At 36.7% G+C, this 17,625-nt stretch carries 28 protein-coding genes; all 28 read right to left on the minus strand.

Going from position 1 to position 17,625, the window contains the following annotated elements; genetic code table 11:
- Positions 1–8: 8 nt before the first annotated feature.
- Positions 9–1,385 carry a phage tail sheath family protein gene (locus LEUFL_RS0104620; protein ID WP_010007798.1) on the minus strand — a complete coding sequence of 459 codons (1,377 nt, stop codon included), beginning with the start codon at positions 1,383–1,385 and terminating at the stop codon, positions 9–11.
- A 3-nt stretch (positions 1,386–1,388) separates the two neighbouring features.
- Positions 1,389–1,751, minus strand: a complete 363-nt coding sequence (locus LEUFL_RS0104625) for a hypothetical protein (protein WP_010007799.1) — start codon at positions 1,749–1,751, stop codon at positions 1,389–1,391.
- Between the two features lie 183 nt (positions 1,752–1,934).
- Positions 1,935–2,168 carry a phage tail terminator family protein gene (locus LEUFL_RS0104635; protein WP_010007801.1) on the minus strand — a complete coding sequence of 78 codons (234 nt, stop codon included), beginning with the start codon at positions 2,166–2,168 and terminating at the stop codon, positions 1,935–1,937.
- 1 nt (position 2,169) lies between these two features.
- On the minus strand, positions 2,170–2,613 hold the full coding sequence (locus LEUFL_RS12420) for an HK97 gp10 family phage protein (RefSeq protein WP_081458715.1): 444 nt from the start codon (positions 2,611–2,613) through the stop codon (positions 2,170–2,172).
- Positions 2,597–2,989, minus strand: coding sequence for a hypothetical protein (locus LEUFL_RS0104645; protein WP_010007806.1), 393 nt, complete (start codon positions 2,987–2,989; stop codon positions 2,597–2,599). The genes LEUFL_RS12420 and LEUFL_RS0104645 overlap by 17 nt, the downstream gene beginning before the upstream one ends.
- Positions 2,986–3,405, minus strand: coding sequence for a head-tail connector protein (locus LEUFL_RS0104650; RefSeq protein ID WP_010007807.1), 420 nt, complete (start codon positions 3,403–3,405; stop codon positions 2,986–2,988). Before LEUFL_RS0104650 ends, LEUFL_RS0104645 begins: the two co-directional genes overlap by 4 nt.
- A gap of 2 nt (positions 3,406–3,407) precedes the next feature.
- Positions 3,408–3,668 (minus strand): hypothetical protein, encoded by a 261-nt coding sequence (locus tag LEUFL_RS0104655; RefSeq protein WP_133264388.1) that lies wholly within the window; start codon positions 3,666–3,668, stop codon positions 3,408–3,410.
- 8 nt (positions 3,669–3,676) lie between these two features.
- Complete coding sequence (locus tag LEUFL_RS0104660) at positions 3,677–4,600, minus strand: hypothetical protein (RefSeq protein WP_010007809.1); 924 nt, start codon at positions 4,598–4,600, stop codon at positions 3,677–3,679.
- Between the two features lie 12 nt (positions 4,601–4,612).
- Positions 4,613–5,188 carry a phage scaffolding protein gene (locus tag LEUFL_RS09760; RefSeq protein WP_010007810.1) on the minus strand — a complete coding sequence of 192 codons (576 nt, stop codon included), beginning with the start codon at positions 5,186–5,188 and terminating at the stop codon, positions 4,613–4,615.
- A 153-nt stretch (positions 5,189–5,341) separates the two neighbouring features.
- On the minus strand, positions 5,342–6,367 hold the full coding sequence (locus LEUFL_RS09765; RefSeq protein ID WP_010007811.1) for a minor capsid protein: 1,026 nt from the start codon (positions 6,365–6,367) through the stop codon (positions 5,342–5,344).
- A gap of 20 nt (positions 6,368–6,387) precedes the next feature.
- Positions 6,388–7,776 carry a phage portal protein gene (locus tag LEUFL_RS0104675; RefSeq protein WP_010007813.1) on the minus strand — a complete coding sequence of 463 codons (1,389 nt, stop codon included), beginning with the start codon at positions 7,774–7,776 and terminating at the stop codon, positions 6,388–6,390.
- Between the two features lie 18 nt (positions 7,777–7,794).
- Complete coding sequence (locus tag LEUFL_RS09770; RefSeq protein ID WP_010007815.1) at positions 7,795–9,063, minus strand: PBSX family phage terminase large subunit; 1,269 nt, start codon at positions 9,061–9,063, stop codon at positions 7,795–7,797.
- Positions 9,056–9,517: a terminase small subunit gene (locus tag LEUFL_RS0104685; protein ID WP_010007819.1), complete on the minus strand. Its 462-nt coding sequence runs from the start codon at positions 9,515–9,517 to the stop codon at positions 9,056–9,058. Before LEUFL_RS0104685 ends, LEUFL_RS09770 begins: the two co-directional genes overlap by 8 nt.
- A gap of 179 nt (positions 9,518–9,696) precedes the next feature.
- Positions 9,697–10,284, minus strand: coding sequence for a hypothetical protein (locus LEUFL_RS0104695; RefSeq protein WP_010007821.1), 588 nt, complete (start codon positions 10,282–10,284; stop codon positions 9,697–9,699).
- A gap of 359 nt (positions 10,285–10,643) precedes the next feature.
- Positions 10,644–11,078: a hypothetical protein gene (locus LEUFL_RS0104700; RefSeq protein WP_010007822.1), complete on the minus strand. Its 435-nt coding sequence runs from the start codon at positions 11,076–11,078 to the stop codon at positions 10,644–10,646.
- 172 nt (positions 11,079–11,250) lie between these two features.
- The gene (locus LEUFL_RS0104705; RefSeq protein WP_010007824.1) at positions 11,251–11,472 is read right to left on the minus strand and encodes a hypothetical protein; all 222 of its coding nucleotides are present in this window, start codon (positions 11,470–11,472) and stop codon (positions 11,251–11,253) included.
- Entirely contained in the window at positions 11,469–12,038 is a 570-nt protein-coding gene (locus LEUFL_RS0104710) for a hypothetical protein (protein ID WP_010007826.1), read from the minus strand. Before LEUFL_RS0104710 ends, LEUFL_RS0104705 begins: the two co-directional genes overlap by 4 nt.
- A gap of 108 nt (positions 12,039–12,146) precedes the next feature.
- Positions 12,147–12,539: a DUF722 domain-containing protein gene (locus LEUFL_RS0104715; protein ID WP_010007830.1), complete on the minus strand. Its 393-nt coding sequence runs from the start codon at positions 12,537–12,539 to the stop codon at positions 12,147–12,149.
- Positions 12,540–12,810: 271 nt separating this feature from the next.
- Positions 12,811–13,137 carry a YopX family protein gene (locus LEUFL_RS09775; protein ID WP_010007831.1) on the minus strand — a complete coding sequence of 109 codons (327 nt, stop codon included), beginning with the start codon at positions 13,135–13,137 and terminating at the stop codon, positions 12,811–12,813.
- Positions 13,138–13,267: 130 nt separating this feature from the next.
- Positions 13,268–13,429 (minus strand): hypothetical protein, encoded by a 162-nt coding sequence (locus LEUFL_RS12865; protein WP_158004498.1) that lies wholly within the window; start codon positions 13,427–13,429, stop codon positions 13,268–13,270.
- 174 nt (positions 13,430–13,603) lie between these two features.
- Entirely contained in the window at positions 13,604–13,738 is a 135-nt protein-coding gene (locus LEUFL_RS13515; protein ID WP_141557410.1) for a RusA family crossover junction endodeoxyribonuclease, read from the minus strand.
- On the minus strand, positions 13,695–14,060 hold the full coding sequence (locus LEUFL_RS0104730; protein ID WP_010007833.1) for a RusA family crossover junction endodeoxyribonuclease: 366 nt from the start codon (positions 14,058–14,060) through the stop codon (positions 13,695–13,697). The genes LEUFL_RS13515 and LEUFL_RS0104730 overlap by 44 nt, the downstream gene beginning before the upstream one ends.
- A gap of 3 nt (positions 14,061–14,063) precedes the next feature.
- The gene (locus tag LEUFL_RS12625; RefSeq protein WP_081458717.1) at positions 14,064–14,150 is read right to left on the minus strand and encodes a helix-turn-helix domain-containing protein; all 87 of its coding nucleotides are present in this window, start codon (positions 14,148–14,150) and stop codon (positions 14,064–14,066) included.
- A gap of 508 nt (positions 14,151–14,658) precedes the next feature.
- A complete protein-coding gene (locus LEUFL_RS0104735) occupies positions 14,659–15,615 on the minus strand; it encodes a phage replisome organizer N-terminal domain-containing protein (RefSeq protein ID WP_010007834.1) in 957 nt (318 codons plus the stop codon).
- 11 nt (positions 15,616–15,626) lie between these two features.
- Positions 15,627–16,283 carry a hypothetical protein gene (locus LEUFL_RS0104740; RefSeq protein ID WP_010007835.1) on the minus strand — a complete coding sequence of 219 codons (657 nt, stop codon included), beginning with the start codon at positions 16,281–16,283 and terminating at the stop codon, positions 15,627–15,629.
- Positions 16,280–17,239 carry a recombinase RecT gene (locus tag LEUFL_RS0104745; protein WP_010007836.1) on the minus strand — a complete coding sequence of 320 codons (960 nt, stop codon included), beginning with the start codon at positions 17,237–17,239 and terminating at the stop codon, positions 16,280–16,282. The genes LEUFL_RS0104740 and LEUFL_RS0104745 overlap by 4 nt, the downstream gene beginning before the upstream one ends.
- Positions 17,239–17,424, minus strand: coding sequence for a hypothetical protein (locus tag LEUFL_RS0104750; protein ID WP_010007837.1), 186 nt, complete (start codon positions 17,422–17,424; stop codon positions 17,239–17,241). The genes LEUFL_RS0104745 and LEUFL_RS0104750 overlap by 1 nt, the downstream gene beginning before the upstream one ends.
- Positions 17,421–17,624 carry a hypothetical protein gene (locus LEUFL_RS0104755; RefSeq protein WP_010007838.1) on the minus strand — a complete coding sequence of 68 codons (204 nt, stop codon included), beginning with the start codon at positions 17,622–17,624 and terminating at the stop codon, positions 17,421–17,423. Before LEUFL_RS0104755 ends, LEUFL_RS0104750 begins: the two co-directional genes overlap by 4 nt.
- Position 17,625 lies beyond the last annotated feature (1 nt).

The raw sequence follows: 17,625 nt of genomic DNA on the forward strand, positions 1-17,625 counted from the left end.
CCCTTAGATTATTGAACTGTGATCTTTGCGTATAACTTTTCCATTGAATCCGTTGGTTGAACTGCCAACGTCATCACAACGGCATCTTTATCTGCACCAGGTTCAACCGTAATATCATCTGGTACAAAGTTTTGAATGGCTCCTTGTGCTTGTAGCCCTGTCAAATAGGTAATACGGTTAGCCTTAAACACATCACGACCTTGTGGGTTGTTATCCACTTTCCCAATAAATTGCTTTTCATAAGTGTCATGCGTATTGTTAGCAATTTCATCCAAGACACGTAGCACACGATTCTTACGGAAATATTGGTTCTTTGATACTGAATAAGTGTGGTGTGAGTTGATGTCCTGTTCAATAACAACACTGCCATCACGACGTGCTGTAAAAACAATCTTTCCAGCTAGTAACGCTTTTTCTGTATCACTGTTACTAAAGCGTGGTACTACGTCCACAGCTCCAGGATATGAGCGATATGTCAATGACTCATTTATATCAGCTGCAGCACTCACACCAGCAAAATAACCCGCTGCAACCGTTTCAGGTAGTTCATTGTCGTTTAACAGCTTCACACCATTTTGAACAACACTAATACCTTCATAATCGTAATCAAAGTTATCACTACCAGGAACAACACCTGTAACTTTCAGGCCATCATTCTCTCGTAAACTTTTGATTGTGTTGTAAACCATCAAATGAATATTTGCATCTTTATCTGCTCCTGCGGCAGTCAATACATTAAAGTTCATTGTTTCAGTAGCATGGTTAATTTCAGCTAATAGATCTTCACTTAGAACCGTTGTGCCACCTGACAAATTAAGTGTAATCGTTGATGACACCGCATCAATCAATGCACGGCCATCATCCCCTTGTGAAGCAGAAGTTGCCTGTACATCAAGATAAGCATTAGATTTTAATTCTGATGCATTTCGTACTGACTGTGTATTAACCAACTCTGTTCCAAAGAATGTGGCCACATCTAACTTTGTCGTATCAGTGGCATCACGATAAACGCTTACCTTAACACTGTTGCCTTTTTCTCCAGCATACTTAGCTGTGAATACCCAAGGTAATACATCACTTGTGGCTGTTGCCTTGTTTCCAGCATTAGAATTAAATACTAGAACACTCTTAGGTGCCCCCTTTAAGATTTCATTCAATGCTGCTAACTCGTTAGAGTTAATATCAACGCCAAATAATGCTTTGAAGTCGCTACCACCGCCAACTTCTGTTACACCATTCTTACCCCAACCAAATGAACCGCTATGAATCCAGAAAACAACACCTCGTGAAGTATCTGATCCTGCTGCCGTTAATGAGTTAGAGCTAACATCAACATATGCTCCAGGGCGTGCTTTGTTTTGTGATGTCCAATTTCCACCTGCCATAATTTAAAAAAGTCCTTTCTTCTTAAAATCTGCAAACAATTGACGAATCTGAGGGCGTGTGTACGTTCTCCCAGGCCTTGTCAGCATTTTTATCATCAACATGTCTGTATCGTTAAAACTACTTGTTAATAATTGTTCACGAGTAAATTCGATACTGTCATAAACTTCTGGATCAATACCAGAAGTTGCTTTTTCAGTTATCGGTTCTTTTGTTTCAACAGTTTTACTGGCACTATTTTGCGCTTTAGGCGTAACAGTGTTTTTCGTACTGGTTGAAACATCTTTATCATTCTTATCTGTACTAGTTGATACCTTTGTATCATCAGGCTTAGTACTAGATGAATTTTTAGAATTATCTGTTGCCATTCAACAATCCTCCTTCATAAATTAAATTGTTATTCATCTTTGGCCCATCATCTGAGACATGGTCTTGCACATAAATATCAAACTGAAAATGCAAAACATCGTCCACTATGTTTAGTGAACGATGCCATAATCGTGCAAAATTAGGTTGAATAAGTTTGAATTTTTCCATCAATAACTCACTCTTTAAATCAATATCAGATAGTTTTTACGGCTGTCCTCTGCCGGCATATATACCAAATCATACGTATACATACGATGTTCATGATGACCAATTGAGCTTCCAATAGTCACCGGTAATCTTTGAATGAGATAACATGGTGTTTCATATGCACCATTTTCCTGTTTATCACGATAAATAATCATGTCAGGATCAATATCCGCTAAAGTATTACCGATAAGCAATGTAATATCTGTCATATTATTTACCAAATAATTTATTAATTTCAGCTGTGAAGCGTTTATCTACTCGTTGTGTCATAAGCGCTTCAATCTCAGTCATTGAATTTTTCAACATAAATTTACCAGGCACAAATGGTGTAACCAAGCGTGCATTGATAGCAGGTACGTATCTTCCTACCTTCTGCCGATGACCAAATTCAACAGATGCAGCATATTCAGTATTATTGACAAGCTCAACAACAACAGCGTTGCCACGTTTAGTGGCTGATGTCTTTTGCCAAGCACTCTTTAAACGACCTTTATCAGTTGGGGTTCGCTCTTTGACAGCAATCAATCCTAAATTACCTACATCATTCATCTCACTAATCATAGCTTGCAAGATATCTTGATTATGAAGTGAGTTTTGCAAGTTACTCAAGAAAGATTTTATTTCACCATCGTCAAATTTACCCATTCTTGACATTAGTCACCTCTGATGCCTTTCTGTCTAACTTCATGCGTACTTCTTGATGACTCTCATATCCCATATAACCGCTTGATGAACGTTTATAGGTCGTCTGATATCCATTAACGTCTGTAACCACAATAGTAGCTGCAGCAGGTATCTTAATATTGGCATCAATAAACAACACTGCATCAAAAGAATCTATCATGCCAACACTATCTGTCTGAACAACATTTTGAGTAATTTTAGAAACCTTACATGGATAATCTTCGGCAATAATCTTTGGTTGAGTTTCAGTAAATGGTCCAGACTTTGCAACACCAGAACCATATATCGTGGCTTTATCCCGATATAATGTATTCAAAATACTTCCCATTCCGCCAAATAAACTCATCTCAACAACCGCCTATAAGTATTTAGAAGCCCATAGTAACTATTTGTAATGAGATTGACACCTAATAAACTGGCCATAACTTCACCGTCTGATTTAAAAGACACACTTGTATCTCCTTCAGTCAAATTTGAAACATTCTGGTTAACCATTTGTTCAACAGGTGTAGTAAAGCCCGACAAATCAATCGTATTTTTAGCGATCATAACAATCGTTTCATCAAGTTCAGCAGGCAACTCATTAACGGGTATATGGGTATAAGTCGTCACATCTTTAATCGCTTTGTTGAGTAACAAATCAATAATTTTGTCATACATTTGACTGTATTCCTCATTATTCTGAATCTTTTTAGGAGATACCAATTTCAATGTCGCTAACAAATGATCATATCGGGGATGAGTTACCTGTTCCTCTAGCATAGTTACTCCTTAACGTCGTCAGCTGTTTCCTCATCGTTTTCAATAGCTACTTCTTCGGCTACTTCCATTTCGTCATCTTGAACATCCAACTGCTCATTCAAAGCAATGATCGCACCATTGTGATGGGGATGTTTTTCTGACTTCAATTCTTCTAGCCTTTCGCTACGCACACCAACATGTTTGAATGTATCGCCTTTCTTGTATAAACGATTAGCCAACTTATCAGTGAAGTCTTGTAGAACAATATACTTTTTTGCCATCATCTGTCTCCCTATCCTTGTGGTGCTGTCCCTGTTTTACGATCAGAAATATGGAAGAAAATACCATCCTTACGTGGTTTCAAAAGTAATACATCTTCATATGAATTTTCGTAATACAAATAATTACCAGAGTTTGCAGCAGTAGGTGCATCAAATCCTGCAAATTCATATTTTTCTGGTGCAATTTGAACACCATTTAAAATCAAGAACATATCAATTTGCTGTGAACCATCAACAGGCAATGCACCGACTTCAAAGTTATAAGTTGTATGCATAAGATGTGCTGGCACAACCTTAATAGTTACATCATCCAATGAGTAAACACGACGATCAATACTTGATGAGGAACTCAAAATGATTGAACGTGATCGTGCCTGTGCTGACTTCAAAATCTTATTAACAGTTGGTGTCACATAAAGAATACGTTGCAATGAATTAGCTACCTGTAATTCATCCAACTGCGCCATCCACTCATCAAAGAGATCCAGTACATTTTCTTCAGTCAGAGTATCTGTAATAATCCCTTTATCGTTAAATGCCTTCTTCTCTTTATATAACTTAGAGAACATAAAACGATCTTTTTCAGGGATCTTTTGTTGTGTATTGAAAGCATTTGTTACGTTAGCAATAGATGTTACTTGATTTGTTTCATCAACATCCAATGGGTCAACAATCGTTGACCAATCACGCTCAAACTTTAATTCGTAATCATCATAATCATTTGAGTAATTCATGACAGGTTGTGTAATTGTTGCTCGCTTACGATCACGTCGGCCACTTTCAATGGTTAACTTAGGCACCTTAACATGCTTGGCACCTGAAAAATTAACTAATGCATTGGCAGGCGAATTCCATAAATCGCTTGAATGTAGAAGTGTTTGATAAATTGTTGCTTGTAATGCAGCTTGATAGCTTGTTGCATAGTTTAAAACCATGTCTTACCTCCGTTATTGTGTATTAACAGTGCCACCCATTGCAGAAATAAAGGCATCTGTTGCATCTTGATTAGCAGGATCTCCACCAGCCGGCTTATATCCTGAATCTGTCTTACCTAAATCAAATAAGTAAGGTTTGTCTTTTTGAATTGCTTCAATCTTGTTAGATAGCCCCTCTACCTCCCCTTTATCATTAAGCTTAAGTTCACTTTTATCGATAAATCGCATCAAATCATCATTATTGCGGGCTTTAGAACCTGTCAAAGCCTGAGCAATGGCCGTATCTAACTTCAAGCTATCAATGCTAGACTGTAAGTTTTGAGTATCATCTGAATACTTTGATTTCAACTCATCGTACTTCTCTTTATAGTCAGCATTATCTCCAACCATCTTTTTCAATTCGGCCATATCTTTATCGCGTTGCTTGATTTGCGCTTTAAATCCATCACGTTCAGTGGTTAATTCATTGACCTTATCCTGTAAGGCAACAGCATCTTTAAGAGACTCTGTATCTTGGCCATGAATTTTCATAACACCATTAACTTGATCTTCTGATAAACCTAACTTAATTAATTGTTCTCGCTTCATTGTTTTACCTCTCTCGTGATTTATTACGCGGAACGACCGCGATTGAGTGCATACAAAAAGCACACTATTTGTAACGCCCGGTATGCTAGCGGGCGAATATATTATGTACAGCGTGCCGTATATTAACGGTACGCCATTATTTGATAACAATGTTTATATATCATTTAAGCCAACAGAATTGGCCCACTCATTATAAGTTTGCTTAGGGATGTACTTCCCTTTATTGGTATCAGGATCTCTAGCCCAACGTTGATGGCTTAATCGTTCTTCTCCCTTAACCACTGGCACCGTTGTGCAACGGCAATGACCATGAATAGGTGGATAATTAACACTGATTTTTCTATCATCTACTGCAAAAGTTTCATAATCCAAGTCACCACATATTGCACACGTTTTTGTTTCAAGCGTGGCCAAAAATCGATATTCCTCAATATGTTCCGTCTTATATGCCTTATAGCTGGCTTCATTAGCAGCATGAGACATTTCTGTAATGATAAGTCGATGTTGTTTATATTGCTCAAACTCTTGAAACTTTGCACTGGCATGTTTAATGATGTTGTAATTACTCATCCCCATCAATATGCCACGTCTTACCGCAGTAGTTAATTCTTGTGGCAAGTCATTAACAAAGTTGCCCCATACTCGTTCACTAAAGTTTTTACCGTGCCAACGCTGATTTACAAAGGTTTCTAATTGTGCATCAGTGTATTTGTCAAAGTTACTGTCATAGGTTGCTTTCTCACTTTGTATCTCATACACATCACGATAATAATTTTGTTTGAATTCATTAACTAGTGTGTTTTCCATGGACTTAACTTCTAAATCAGCATACTTAGCTATGACAAATTGTGTCTCAGCTTCAAGAGCCTGTAATCTAGTAATTTGTAAACGGTAGTAGGCTAAATTAAGTCGCCCTTCATATCTGCCATTTCTGGCCAATTCTTCCCAATGATCTAAAGTTTCATACCAGCTATCTAATGATTTACCCCGTAATTTCTTATTAGCACTCTCGATAGTCATACCAGTAGACAACGCATATTTATTCAACCATTTATGTAAAACAAGCTGTATTTCTTTTAATGCTGCTTGAGATTGATTGAGAATATACCGTTCATAATCATCACTTCTTGCTAGACTAGCCTTTTTGTTTTCTAGATGACGCTCTTGCCAATAATCCATGAATGATCTCCACCTATTTTTTATGGTTCATAGCTATCATGTCCTGCCTCACGTTCTTGTTTTAAACGCTTTACTTCATCCTGCCAATCATCAACTAGTGGATTGTTCTTGGCAATGGTATCAAGACTAGATACATCAGCAAGCTGTTGTAAGACTGTCGCTTGTTCTACGTTGTTAGTAATTGATGTTCTCGTCCACGTCTGTGTGATTTTACGAGTATTATAATCAGATACATTCAAGTAACGCATAATCGCTCTAATAAGCTGTGAGATACCAATTCTAAACTGTTTTTCGACAACGCTAGCTTTTAACTCTAACTGTGAATAAAGCATTTTAATGGCCACACCTGTGTTGTTCCCTAATTCAATCTTATTCGGGTTAACGGCCTGTGCATTATAGTAAATGGCATCACGTGTATTAGTCAGCAGTTTTTCTCTAGCTTCAACGGGAATATCAATGGTTAAAGTATCAACCCCTGCTTTTTCAGAACCCGCAAATGTTTCAACTTTAATGGCTTTATCTTCAACGAGCTGTTTTTTGAACTCACCTAAATCAGTACCACTGTAGTTATTAAGCACCAGGATAACCTGTTGTACGTCATCAACATCATTAACAAAGCCGTTATAAACTTTATCGTAGACATCTATTAAACCTTTGTACTTATCTAGGTCCCGACGTTCCCGCTTATTATTTCTAAATGCAATAAATGGCACTTCACCAAATTCATGTTGCCTAGTGTTACTAGTGCCAACAGTTTCTTGTGTACTGATATCAATAATATTAATGCCCTGATACTCTTGAAATACTCGTGAACCACTTTCACCGTATGGCTGTGATTGGTACATCTGTACTTCGGTATCATTCCAGTACTCATGAATGTAAACATTCTTACCAGTATCACCATCTAGCTTTTTATACGTTCTCAACATCCCGATAACGTTCTTTTCAAGATAGTTATCATACACTGGTGTGCATTCTCCAGGGGGGATGATGCCAAATCTAAAAGTATTGGTATCTCTGTCTATCCAATAATGTAACCACACCAAACCAGCATTACTTGCATCAACTACCAAATCAAATAATGTATTAGCAAAACCATCACCCAATGTATCGCGTATCTTATCATTGATATCTTGGCCATTACCTACATCAATTTGTGGCGCTACTGTAGCCAAATAAGCTGCCTTTTGGTCAACAATAGGCTGATGGAAGTTATTGCTCACACGGTTATCAGCAGGTCGTAATGGATCATCTTTACCCTTTGAATTGAGCTTACTTTCACCATTATTACGATTAGTAATATCATTCTGGTTATCATAATAACGTTGGCTTTCATCAAATTTTGCATAGATATTAATACGCTCTGATGTTTTATTTTTAACAAGCTCTTTGATTTTTTCAATATCCATTATACTTACCTCTGTGTATTACTTCTTCCACTGCTTAAAGCCACCTAATCGAATAATACGTTCAGCAGCATATCGTGTTGGGTCAATCGTATGGTTATCGTGATCAGGATACTCACCACGTAAGTTACCCATACGGTCCTCTTCTAACTCATAACCTGAGAACTCACGATAAATGTTAGGCGTTCTACGTGGATCAATGATAATGGCATTTAGGTCTTGCAACCATTTGATACCATGTTCAACTGAACCAGGTCCTTTGACGGCTGGTTGAATATTAAGCCCTAAGTCTCTAAATTCAGCAATCGTTCTTGGTTCGGCACTATCAGCAATCACTACATTATTGTCTTTGTTAAGTTTCATAATGGCTTCAACTGCTACACGGTTTTTCATCCCCGTTTTGTATATCTCATTCACGAAATACAAACGACGTCGTGTACTGTCATAATAAAATTCAACATACCCAAGTGGGTCTGCACCAAAACCAAAGTCGAGGCCACGATAAATCGTATCAAATGTTGCAGCCAATTCATCTGGAATGCGTTGATTAATGATATTAGTAAATACTTCAGCACCAGTACCAACAACCTTGCCCAAATATTCATGCTCATACGCTGTTGGATTAACTTCTTTAAGCGCCTTAGCTTCACTGATAAAAACATTACCTAGCCACGTTTTAGGGACAGTCAGATAAGTTGAACGATGAACTAATACATCATCACGCACCTTTTCTTGTTCCACAAATTCATTGGTCCAATTACGCTGTGACTTTGGTGGGTTAAACGAGAAGATAAACATCTGCTCACCACCACGTCCAAGAGACTGCTTAATATTACGAATACCAGCTGCTGCCTTGAACTCTGACAACTCTTCAAACCAAATGAATTTAATATGCCCTTTATCAACCTTCACTGATTTAATCTTTTCAGGATCATCAGCACCTCGAAAGATAATTTTTTGACCTGTGTAGATATTCTTTATCTCTAATGGGGATGTTGTTGCTTTCCAGTTAGCAGATAAACCTAGCTTATTAATTGCCCATTTTAATTGAGCCACCACACTATCACGTAAGGTATCAGCAACTCGTCTTAATACTGCAGCACTAGCGTTACTATCTTCCTCCAGCATTAACATCAGCATAACGGCAATAAACGAACTCTTAGTAGAACCACGGCCACCAACAAAATAGTAATTTGAATGCGCTATTCTCATCATGTCATAATACATATGATAAAAACGTGGCGCTATCATGTCCTTTAAATCTAACGTCAGCACACGTTCATTACTCATATTCGGGCTCCGGTATTTCAACATCATCAAACGACGCCACAATATTAATCTTTGTTGGTGCATTCAAATTAATATCCACTGGTAATGGATGGCGTTTGAGTATTTCGGCAGCAGATTTTAAAATAACAGTTTTATCCACGCGTTTCTCAACTCGTTCCACCGTACCAGTGATCGGGTTCATCATCACAACCTCATCAGTTGTATTACCACGCATAATATTAGTGATCGTTTCCAATGCCTCATCAGCATCCGCAATCGTTGACTTTTTCAAATCGCCCATAAGCCCGTCAATATAGGATTTAACCTTAACATTTCTTAACATTCTGTTTGCTGACGATGCTGCACTCGTTTCACTTTTCACAGCGTATCCAGCAACTTGATAGGCTCTAGTTGCATTTCCAAGTTTCACGTATTCTTCACAGAAGCGTTTTTGTTTTGTTGTTAATTTGTCCAATCTGCTCTCCTTTCTACATTTTTTGATAGTAAATGTTTACTCTTGTCACAAAATAAAAAGGCTACCACATTTGGTAACCCCCCGCTTTCTCGTAAAGTTTTTTCTCTCTTAATTTTAAAATCCTATTTGTTAAAATAAGTTTATTTTTCACATTAAATTTAAGTAACATGATTCATATCTCAATCGATTTTTTTAGTATTAAATAATTCCTCATTTTCTGCGTTAGCAGCTTGTGGATTCAAATTATAATATTGATACTGAAACTTCAAATCTTCCCTCATAGATTTCAAACTCAAAGATATTACTTTTCCAGTATATATATTTCCAATAGAATCAGTTACTTTGGGATATATTTTCACTTTTTTATTCGGACCATAAATGTCTTTAAGAGTCTTATAAACACCGACTGCGTTACAACCTGTAGAATATCCCTCTCCTGGTTGAATAACTCCGCCTAAAAATTCCATAGATAAAAGCAACATTTTTGTACTACCAACTAGGCCAATAGATAGGCTACGGATATTTATTGCAGTTGACCCTGTATTGTAAAAAGACACTTTAAACCCCATTAACTCAACTTGTGGAGTGTAATACATAGATTCCAATTCAGCTTTTCCTCTTGGTCTGGTTGCTCGGTACGGTAAGTAAACGGCTACAAAAACAGCAGCAATCGTTCCTAACGCACCGAACCAATCTGGAACGGTACCCCAATTTAATCTCTTAATCCATTCTATAAAGTATTCCCAATAATTACCTATGTCTTTCACACTTTCAACCTCCAATGGCATGATTGTACTACTGGAAAACGTTGAACAACAAAATCACTATGCCAAACAAGAGACGAACCGTACAATTAATCCAATAAAAATCACAACAATATGGAGTGTCTTTCATCTATTTAACTATATTTTTGCGTATTCATCATTCATACTCAATTATCCTCTGAATAATGATACGCAAATAAAAAGAGCCACACATACTTTTGTCTGACTCTTTTCGATATTACAATATTAACACCATTTTTTAGGCAAAAAGTACCAAAATAGTACCACCATATTTAGGGGTTGAGTTATCCACAGAAAAAATTGTCATTTATATTAATATCTAAAATGTTTTAAAAACCATTTTAGATATTTTCTGTGCTTTCGTTTTCTGCATCAAAAGGAACAGCAATCATATTTACATTTATTCTTGGTTGATAATCTAAGTCTGTTATCTTTTTGATTACATCTTTTACACTAAATAATGCTGCTTCTAAGCCGTGCTTAAATACAAAATTATTTATATACTCAGCATCATTCAACGGAAAATCTTCCATGTCAAATATGTATTTATAATCAAACTTTATTAATCTAAACTCCTCATCGACATTATCATAGTGTGATATCAATGTGACTTTAAAAGCAATACTAACTTTACTAGATTGTTCATTAGATATAACACGAATATTATCAATATTCATGTTACAATTTTCATTTCCCTTTTTACGATCCCATGGAAACGTCTCATTAAAGTGGTATTCCAAATTATTTATTCTATACAGCCAATACTTAATTTTCATATAGATATATTCCTCAATGATTAGACAACTTATGCGTATGCAAAGCTATCTTCCTCTTTTATAGTAGTGGTGCTATTGATCTGTGTACGATAAGAATTATTATTTTTAAAATAACCATAAATATCTTTACGCTCAACTCTCACATTAGCAGTACCATTGCCAAAATTTTTATCTAGTTTTTTTGTATACTCAAATAAGAGAGTGCGTTACTTATTTTTTCAAATGAATACTCAGAGACAAAGGGATTCCCACTACCTAGTCGCTGAACATCATTAACCGGAATATTATAAGGAGCTACACTTAAAATATCTACTAAATCAACATCATATTTCAAAGAGTAATTGAACATATCTTGAGATAATGTATCCACTAACTTTTCATCCAATTTCTTCATATCTCTATCCTCTCTTGTATATAACCTTGTATATGTGTCTGCTGATAATTTATATTCTTCAAGACATAACCACACGAATCAGCACACTCATTTGTTTCCTGATTAGTAGCACCACTACGTGAAAATAAGGGTATTTTATCTAAGTAGTGAGTATATGTTCTTAATTCGCCATTTTTACTTGGAATTCCAAAAAATAGTCTCGTACAAATTCTTTGTATATTTTTCTCATTTAATTCTAAACGCGCCTCATAGACGTCTTCAGACGAACTAGAAATTCTCTTGACCACCACAACATCAATGTAGTTATCTTCACCTTTAGAATTCTGACCTAATATGGGATCTCCATTACTAGTATCATATGGTATAAAACGATACGTCGAATTTCTTTTACCTATGTAATATTGGTAAAGAATACGATTACTTAAACCATTGATCTTTTTCAGAACAAATTTCAATAATTGTTTTTCAATGATGGATAAACGCGGACTATTTACATAGTCCGCGACGGGTCTGTATTCTTGATTTACAAGGCTACTGGGAAAAATAGCTGAATTTTCAAGTCTCATCAAAAGCCTCAATATTCTCTTAGATATACCTTTATTGTACATAAAAATACTCACTTATTGCAATTTAATTTAAAATAATGGTTAATTTTCATTATCTTAACAGTCTATTCACATCTGAACCGCCAACACTCGCTTAAACCAATTTCGCTTGCGAATCGCTGTGTTGCGCCCAATAAATAACTCATTGGATATCTTGTCCCATGTATACTTCTTACCATAGTGCAATTTCAATATCTCATTGGTTTCCTTGTCACACACACCAGATGATAACCACTCTTTCATAATACGACGTTGCCGAAATAAAGCTTGTAACTCATAATCACTTTCGTAACGGATAAGCATATCATCTAACGGACGGGTGTGCTTATTTTGCGCACGACCACCGCCCACATTTTCATCAGTGGAGCCAACGCTATCCAACTCACGTTTTCTTTGTATAATCTTCAAATCCAGAGCACCGGTAAAATAATCTCTCAATACTGCATCAATCTTATCTGCCAAAATAATACTTCCTCCAAATAGTTATGTACGCCACAGGGTACTTCTGTGGCTTAATACTAAACGAACTCTTTCCACTGGGTTATATGTTTAGTAACAGTTTAATGTCATGCTCAGGACAGTGCTCTATACGACTTCTTGTAACTCTCTCTTGGTCGCTGCTATATTTCTAGCAATCACTCCTGTAATAATTCCGTGTTCTTGTGTATGTTACCGATAACTTCAGCATTTTGTGTGTATATTGTGTTAACCGGCACGGTCATATCAAAAGGTGCTACGTTTTTAAGTTGCTTGCATTTTCGTAATAAAAGCCTACCGCACGGTCCTGATAAACCTCTTCTGCCATATTCGGAACACCAAATTCTCCAAATCTAACAATCGAAATATCTTCTTTACTTTCATAATGTTGAACGATATCGCCCTCATAAATATTGACACCGTTTTTATCTTTAAGTCCTGTGTATTGTTCCAAAACGGCGTCTCGATATTCATAACCGCCCATATCAATAACTGCTCCGTCATATGGACTAATGTAGAATTTTTCAATATTAATATACTTACTTTCCTCTTTATCCCATGCCCTAAATCTAGTCTCTCGCATAATCACTCAACTTTCTTTTGGCATTCAGAACAAAAGTATGTTTTAACTAGATTTCCATACCATATTTGGTCATCTCGGTAACACCTTGTTACTTCTTCACAAAATTCACAATACTTATTTTGTGTCATATTTATCTCCCATAGTCCCTTACTAGCACCGCTTTGCTCTCGCCGTTAACTTCAGCGCTCATGTTAAACGCTTTTAACTGTTCCAACGCTTTATTCTTGTCTGTGTCGCTAAACAATGTTTCACCATTTCTGCGCACATCATAATAAACCGGTCTGTGTGTCATTATTGCTTTACCCTTTCTGAATCCATAGCGCTTCACTAAAACCAAATGCTGATACCCCTGAGACACCTTTTTTAGTTTTACGTCTAATTGCCCTATCGTTAATAAAACGGGTGCATTCGGGATGTGTGCCCGTAAAATAAACAGTTCCTGATCGGTGTCCAATCACTAATAATTTCAAATCTCTAACTCCTTAATTCGGATAGCCACGCATGGCTTCTCCGTATAATATTTCACTGAATACTTGGCGACGATAAAACGATCATCATCAATGGCCAAACCATTCAAAACATCTTGTGTTGATTTTTTCAAGGTTGTCTAAGTCACCTTGATTGCGATTACTAACCGGCAATAACTTTCTCAATAAGGCAGCTACTCGGTCCTTTTTACTAAATGACTTCAATGGCTCAAAACCAAACTCATATTCAACGTAGAGTGGCACCTTGCCAAACATACTGATTTTGTTGTTATGCATGTAGCGTGCAATTTGTAACTGCAATTCAGCTTGGTAAGCCCGCTCTTTTTTATTTGGAATTGCGCGCTTTAGTTTGGTATTGAAAACCATGCCATTATGGGGATGCGGTTTGTTAATCAATTCTGTTTTAAAATCAAAGCTTGTCGTTGTATCAAGCAAATTTTATCTCCCAATTAAATAATCAATCGTGACATCAAAATAGTTCGCTAAAGATATAAGCATACTGATAGATGGTTCACGTTTACCCATTTCATTTCCTTAACCAAGGTATTAGTGTTATCCTTTACTGGTGAAGTGTTTATTGCTAATGAATTAGTTACTCAACTTTCTTAACTTCTTTACACTTCTCAAGCTGGAGTATTTGCTCCGGCTTTTTATTTTCATGAAAAACAACATTTATTTTCAGAAAGTGTTATCATGAAGTTGCAAGAAGATCTCTCCTTTAAAAAGTTTATATGAGATTTTTTACCAATGTATTTGCTTGCAAGCCAAGATAATTTTTAATAACATGACATCTCTCTCCCATTATCGATGTAAGACTGACCAGTCTCATCTCAGAAATGTTGTTATTAAATCTTTATCTTGGTTTTACTTTTGAGTTAATCACCAAATGCTAAACTTACTATATTCAAGTGAGCAATCATTTGAATGACCGAATCAGAATACACACAGCCCATCAGGTGCAATCCTTAAATCCATTGGTGTGTATTTCTGGCTCGGTTTTTATTGTCCAAATTACCTGCTATCTAGGTTGTCATTATTCTGCCTTTGTTTTGAGGTTCTTGAGCTTTTCCATTGCTTTTTGGTATTCGTCATCACTATATGATCTAACCTGCTCAGATTCGCTAATAACAGCCTTCTCAGGTTCCTGCTTTTGCGGACGCCTGTTAAAACTATTTCGACTTTGCTTAGATTTTTCATCTTTGCGTTTTTGTTCAGAGGCTTCAATGTCTTTTACCGTGAATAACTTTTTCTGGTACCAACCTTTCGTAATAGACCAAACATAGCTAAACTTACATGCTCCGTTAGATACTGCCAATTTAATCGCTAATAGAATTACTTTGTATGCTTCCCGATAATCATCATTATTAGCTTCAGCAAAATCTTTTAGTTCGTTAGAGATATCAGTTGATACCAAACCACCAATAGTACCGAAACCATTTTCTTCGAAAAGTGAAACAAGAGATTCATAAGCTTTCGCGTTGTCGTCCTCTTTTGCTTTTTCGTCTTCTACATCTACATCTTTCTCTAACTTTGTCTCTTTCTTTATCTCTATCTCTTTCTCTAACTCTATCTCTGTTGGACGCTCATTGGACAACGATTGGACATTGTCCAATTTATTGCTTTTTCGTTGTTCTCTTTTGTATCTAGCCCAATTAGTTTCTTGGTCAATTAATGCTGATACTTGTGACATTTCAACGTTTTGATTATCATCTATTTGGATTAAACCAGCCTTGGTGAAATATGATAAAGTCATTGCAACTTGCTCCACCTCTTCATCAATCATTAACGCTAATTCTTCTTCAAGTTTTCCGTAGATACCTTCGTAATAAATGACTCCGCTGGTGTCTAGAGAGCTCAACATCATTTTCTGGTATATAACTACCATGGTGTCGCCACCAGCCATTTTTCTAACTTTTTTTATAGCTAAATTTTTGTAGAAATTGTTGTCAAGTCTCAGCCAAAAGTAGATTGGTTTTTTCTTATTAGCCATATATCATCCCTCTAACCAAATTCACTTGCAATCGGCTTCAGTAGATTCTTGATATCAGCACCACTATAGATATCATCATCTTCAATTTGTTCCCACACTTTAGCAAACTGATATTTCAATGCTCGTTTAAAGCGTTCATCTTCAGTAATTTCAGGTACTTTATTCTCTTCCGATTTTGCTTTGATAAATTCCAAATTCAATAACTTTGTTAAAGCACTAGTTGGTTTACCGGTTGCCGTAAAGTTACTCATCTTTAACCAGTCCGCTTTGATCGTCAACGGTACTTTTAGTTGATAATTTTCATTACGTTCATCAACTTCTTTTTGTAAGACAACTTCTAATTCTTTAAGCCTGCCTGTGTTATAAACATTTTGGTTTTCAGTAATATCCGCAATAATACTGTCTGCCGTATCTTGAATAGCAAACAACGTGCCATTCTGTTCATGTAGTTGATTCTCATACTCTTTAACAGCTTGTTTGGTGGACTTTTTGATGTTATCCGATACGAACTTCATGTCCTTTTTCAAAGCTGCCATCTGTTGCGCATCAATCTTGTCTTCAATAGCCACAACTTGAACGCCACGCAACATGGCACGCAAATCTTCAAAACCTTGGGCAACGCCATTTTCAAAAGTTACGACTGGTAAAACTGTTTTTACTTCACTCATTTCACATCCTCCAAATTATTAAACAAAGACCCGGCATTAGCATCATCAGCAAATGGATTATCACTTATTGTTTTTGCATTTTGTTGTGGTTGTTCAGTGGCAGGTGCCTTAGGCGTTTCAGTAGTTGGTTCCGGTTCAATGACTGCACTTGCACTCGTTTGATTATTGGCTTCAACTACTTGCTGTTGCGGTGCATTATCAGGCGTTACATCACGAACTTCTCGTTCTGAACGGTCATCTTCGGCCATGGCTTGTGCTACCTTAGTTGTTTTGGGAGCAAACTTAAGCAAATCCTTCATCACTGTTTTAATGGCCATAGCATCAAAGTCTGAATACCAAGGCGTTTTAGGTTTGTTACCATACTTATCTTTGTAATCTAATCCCTTAAATGTTTGGCTAAATTCTAGGGCATGCTCGACCACTCTCTGTAATGGCCAATACTTAACAATGCGTTCACCATCTAAATAGTAAAAGGCAATATAACCCGCAACGGGACTCTTACCATCAACATAGGGATCATAGTCTTCGTTATCCATTCGGAACTCATCAAACACGTAGTTATAATGTGGCTTATTCGCTTCATAGACCACGCTACCCCCGATACGACCAACGCGCCCCGTATTCTGAACTAACTTGATAATGCCGCGATAACCTAACTGAAATTGTGGTTTAACATCAGTTGTGACCCACTTGCCATCAATTTTCCGGTTTTTACCATACGGTATGACATAGGCTTCACCCAAGTCAGGCAAAACCGATAAATCAAGCACTGCTGCGCGCATGGCAATACTGGTCAAATCGGCAATATTTGTTTTGGCCAAGTCTGGGTTCAACGCCACTACTGTCGATAGCCCACTTAAGAAACCAGCAGCATTGTCTTTCAAAATATCTTCAAAATGTTTTGTCATTTTGTCGCTGTTAATCATCTTCTGCATTTTCGCTACATCATTTGCCATTAATCTGCTCCCATCTCTGATAACTCTTCTTCACACTCAGCAATGTAATCATTGCAACCATCTATTTCTTGCTTAGATATTTCGATTTCATGTTCTAAAAACTCTCGCCTGTCTTGTTTTTCGTAATAGAATTGATCACCCCACGTGCTATCGTGTCGTTCTGTGATATCTGGTACATATCTCATATCCACCACCACACGGTTTCTTGCTTCAAATCAGCAATGTTACTAATGCATATTTCATCATTTTCTGTATAGAAATGTACTGGCTTGCCTTTTCGCAATTCACGCTTGATAGCTTTGATCGTGAGCCACCAATCAATATTTTCTTTGTAGATGAACCACCCAACAACGATTACTACGATTAAGATATTAATTGCGATCATA

This window comes from Leuconostoc fallax KCTC 3537 (assembly GCF_000165675.1).
GTDB classification, from domain to species: domain Bacteria; phylum Bacillota; class Bacilli; order Lactobacillales; family Lactobacillaceae; genus Leuconostoc_B; species Leuconostoc_B fallax.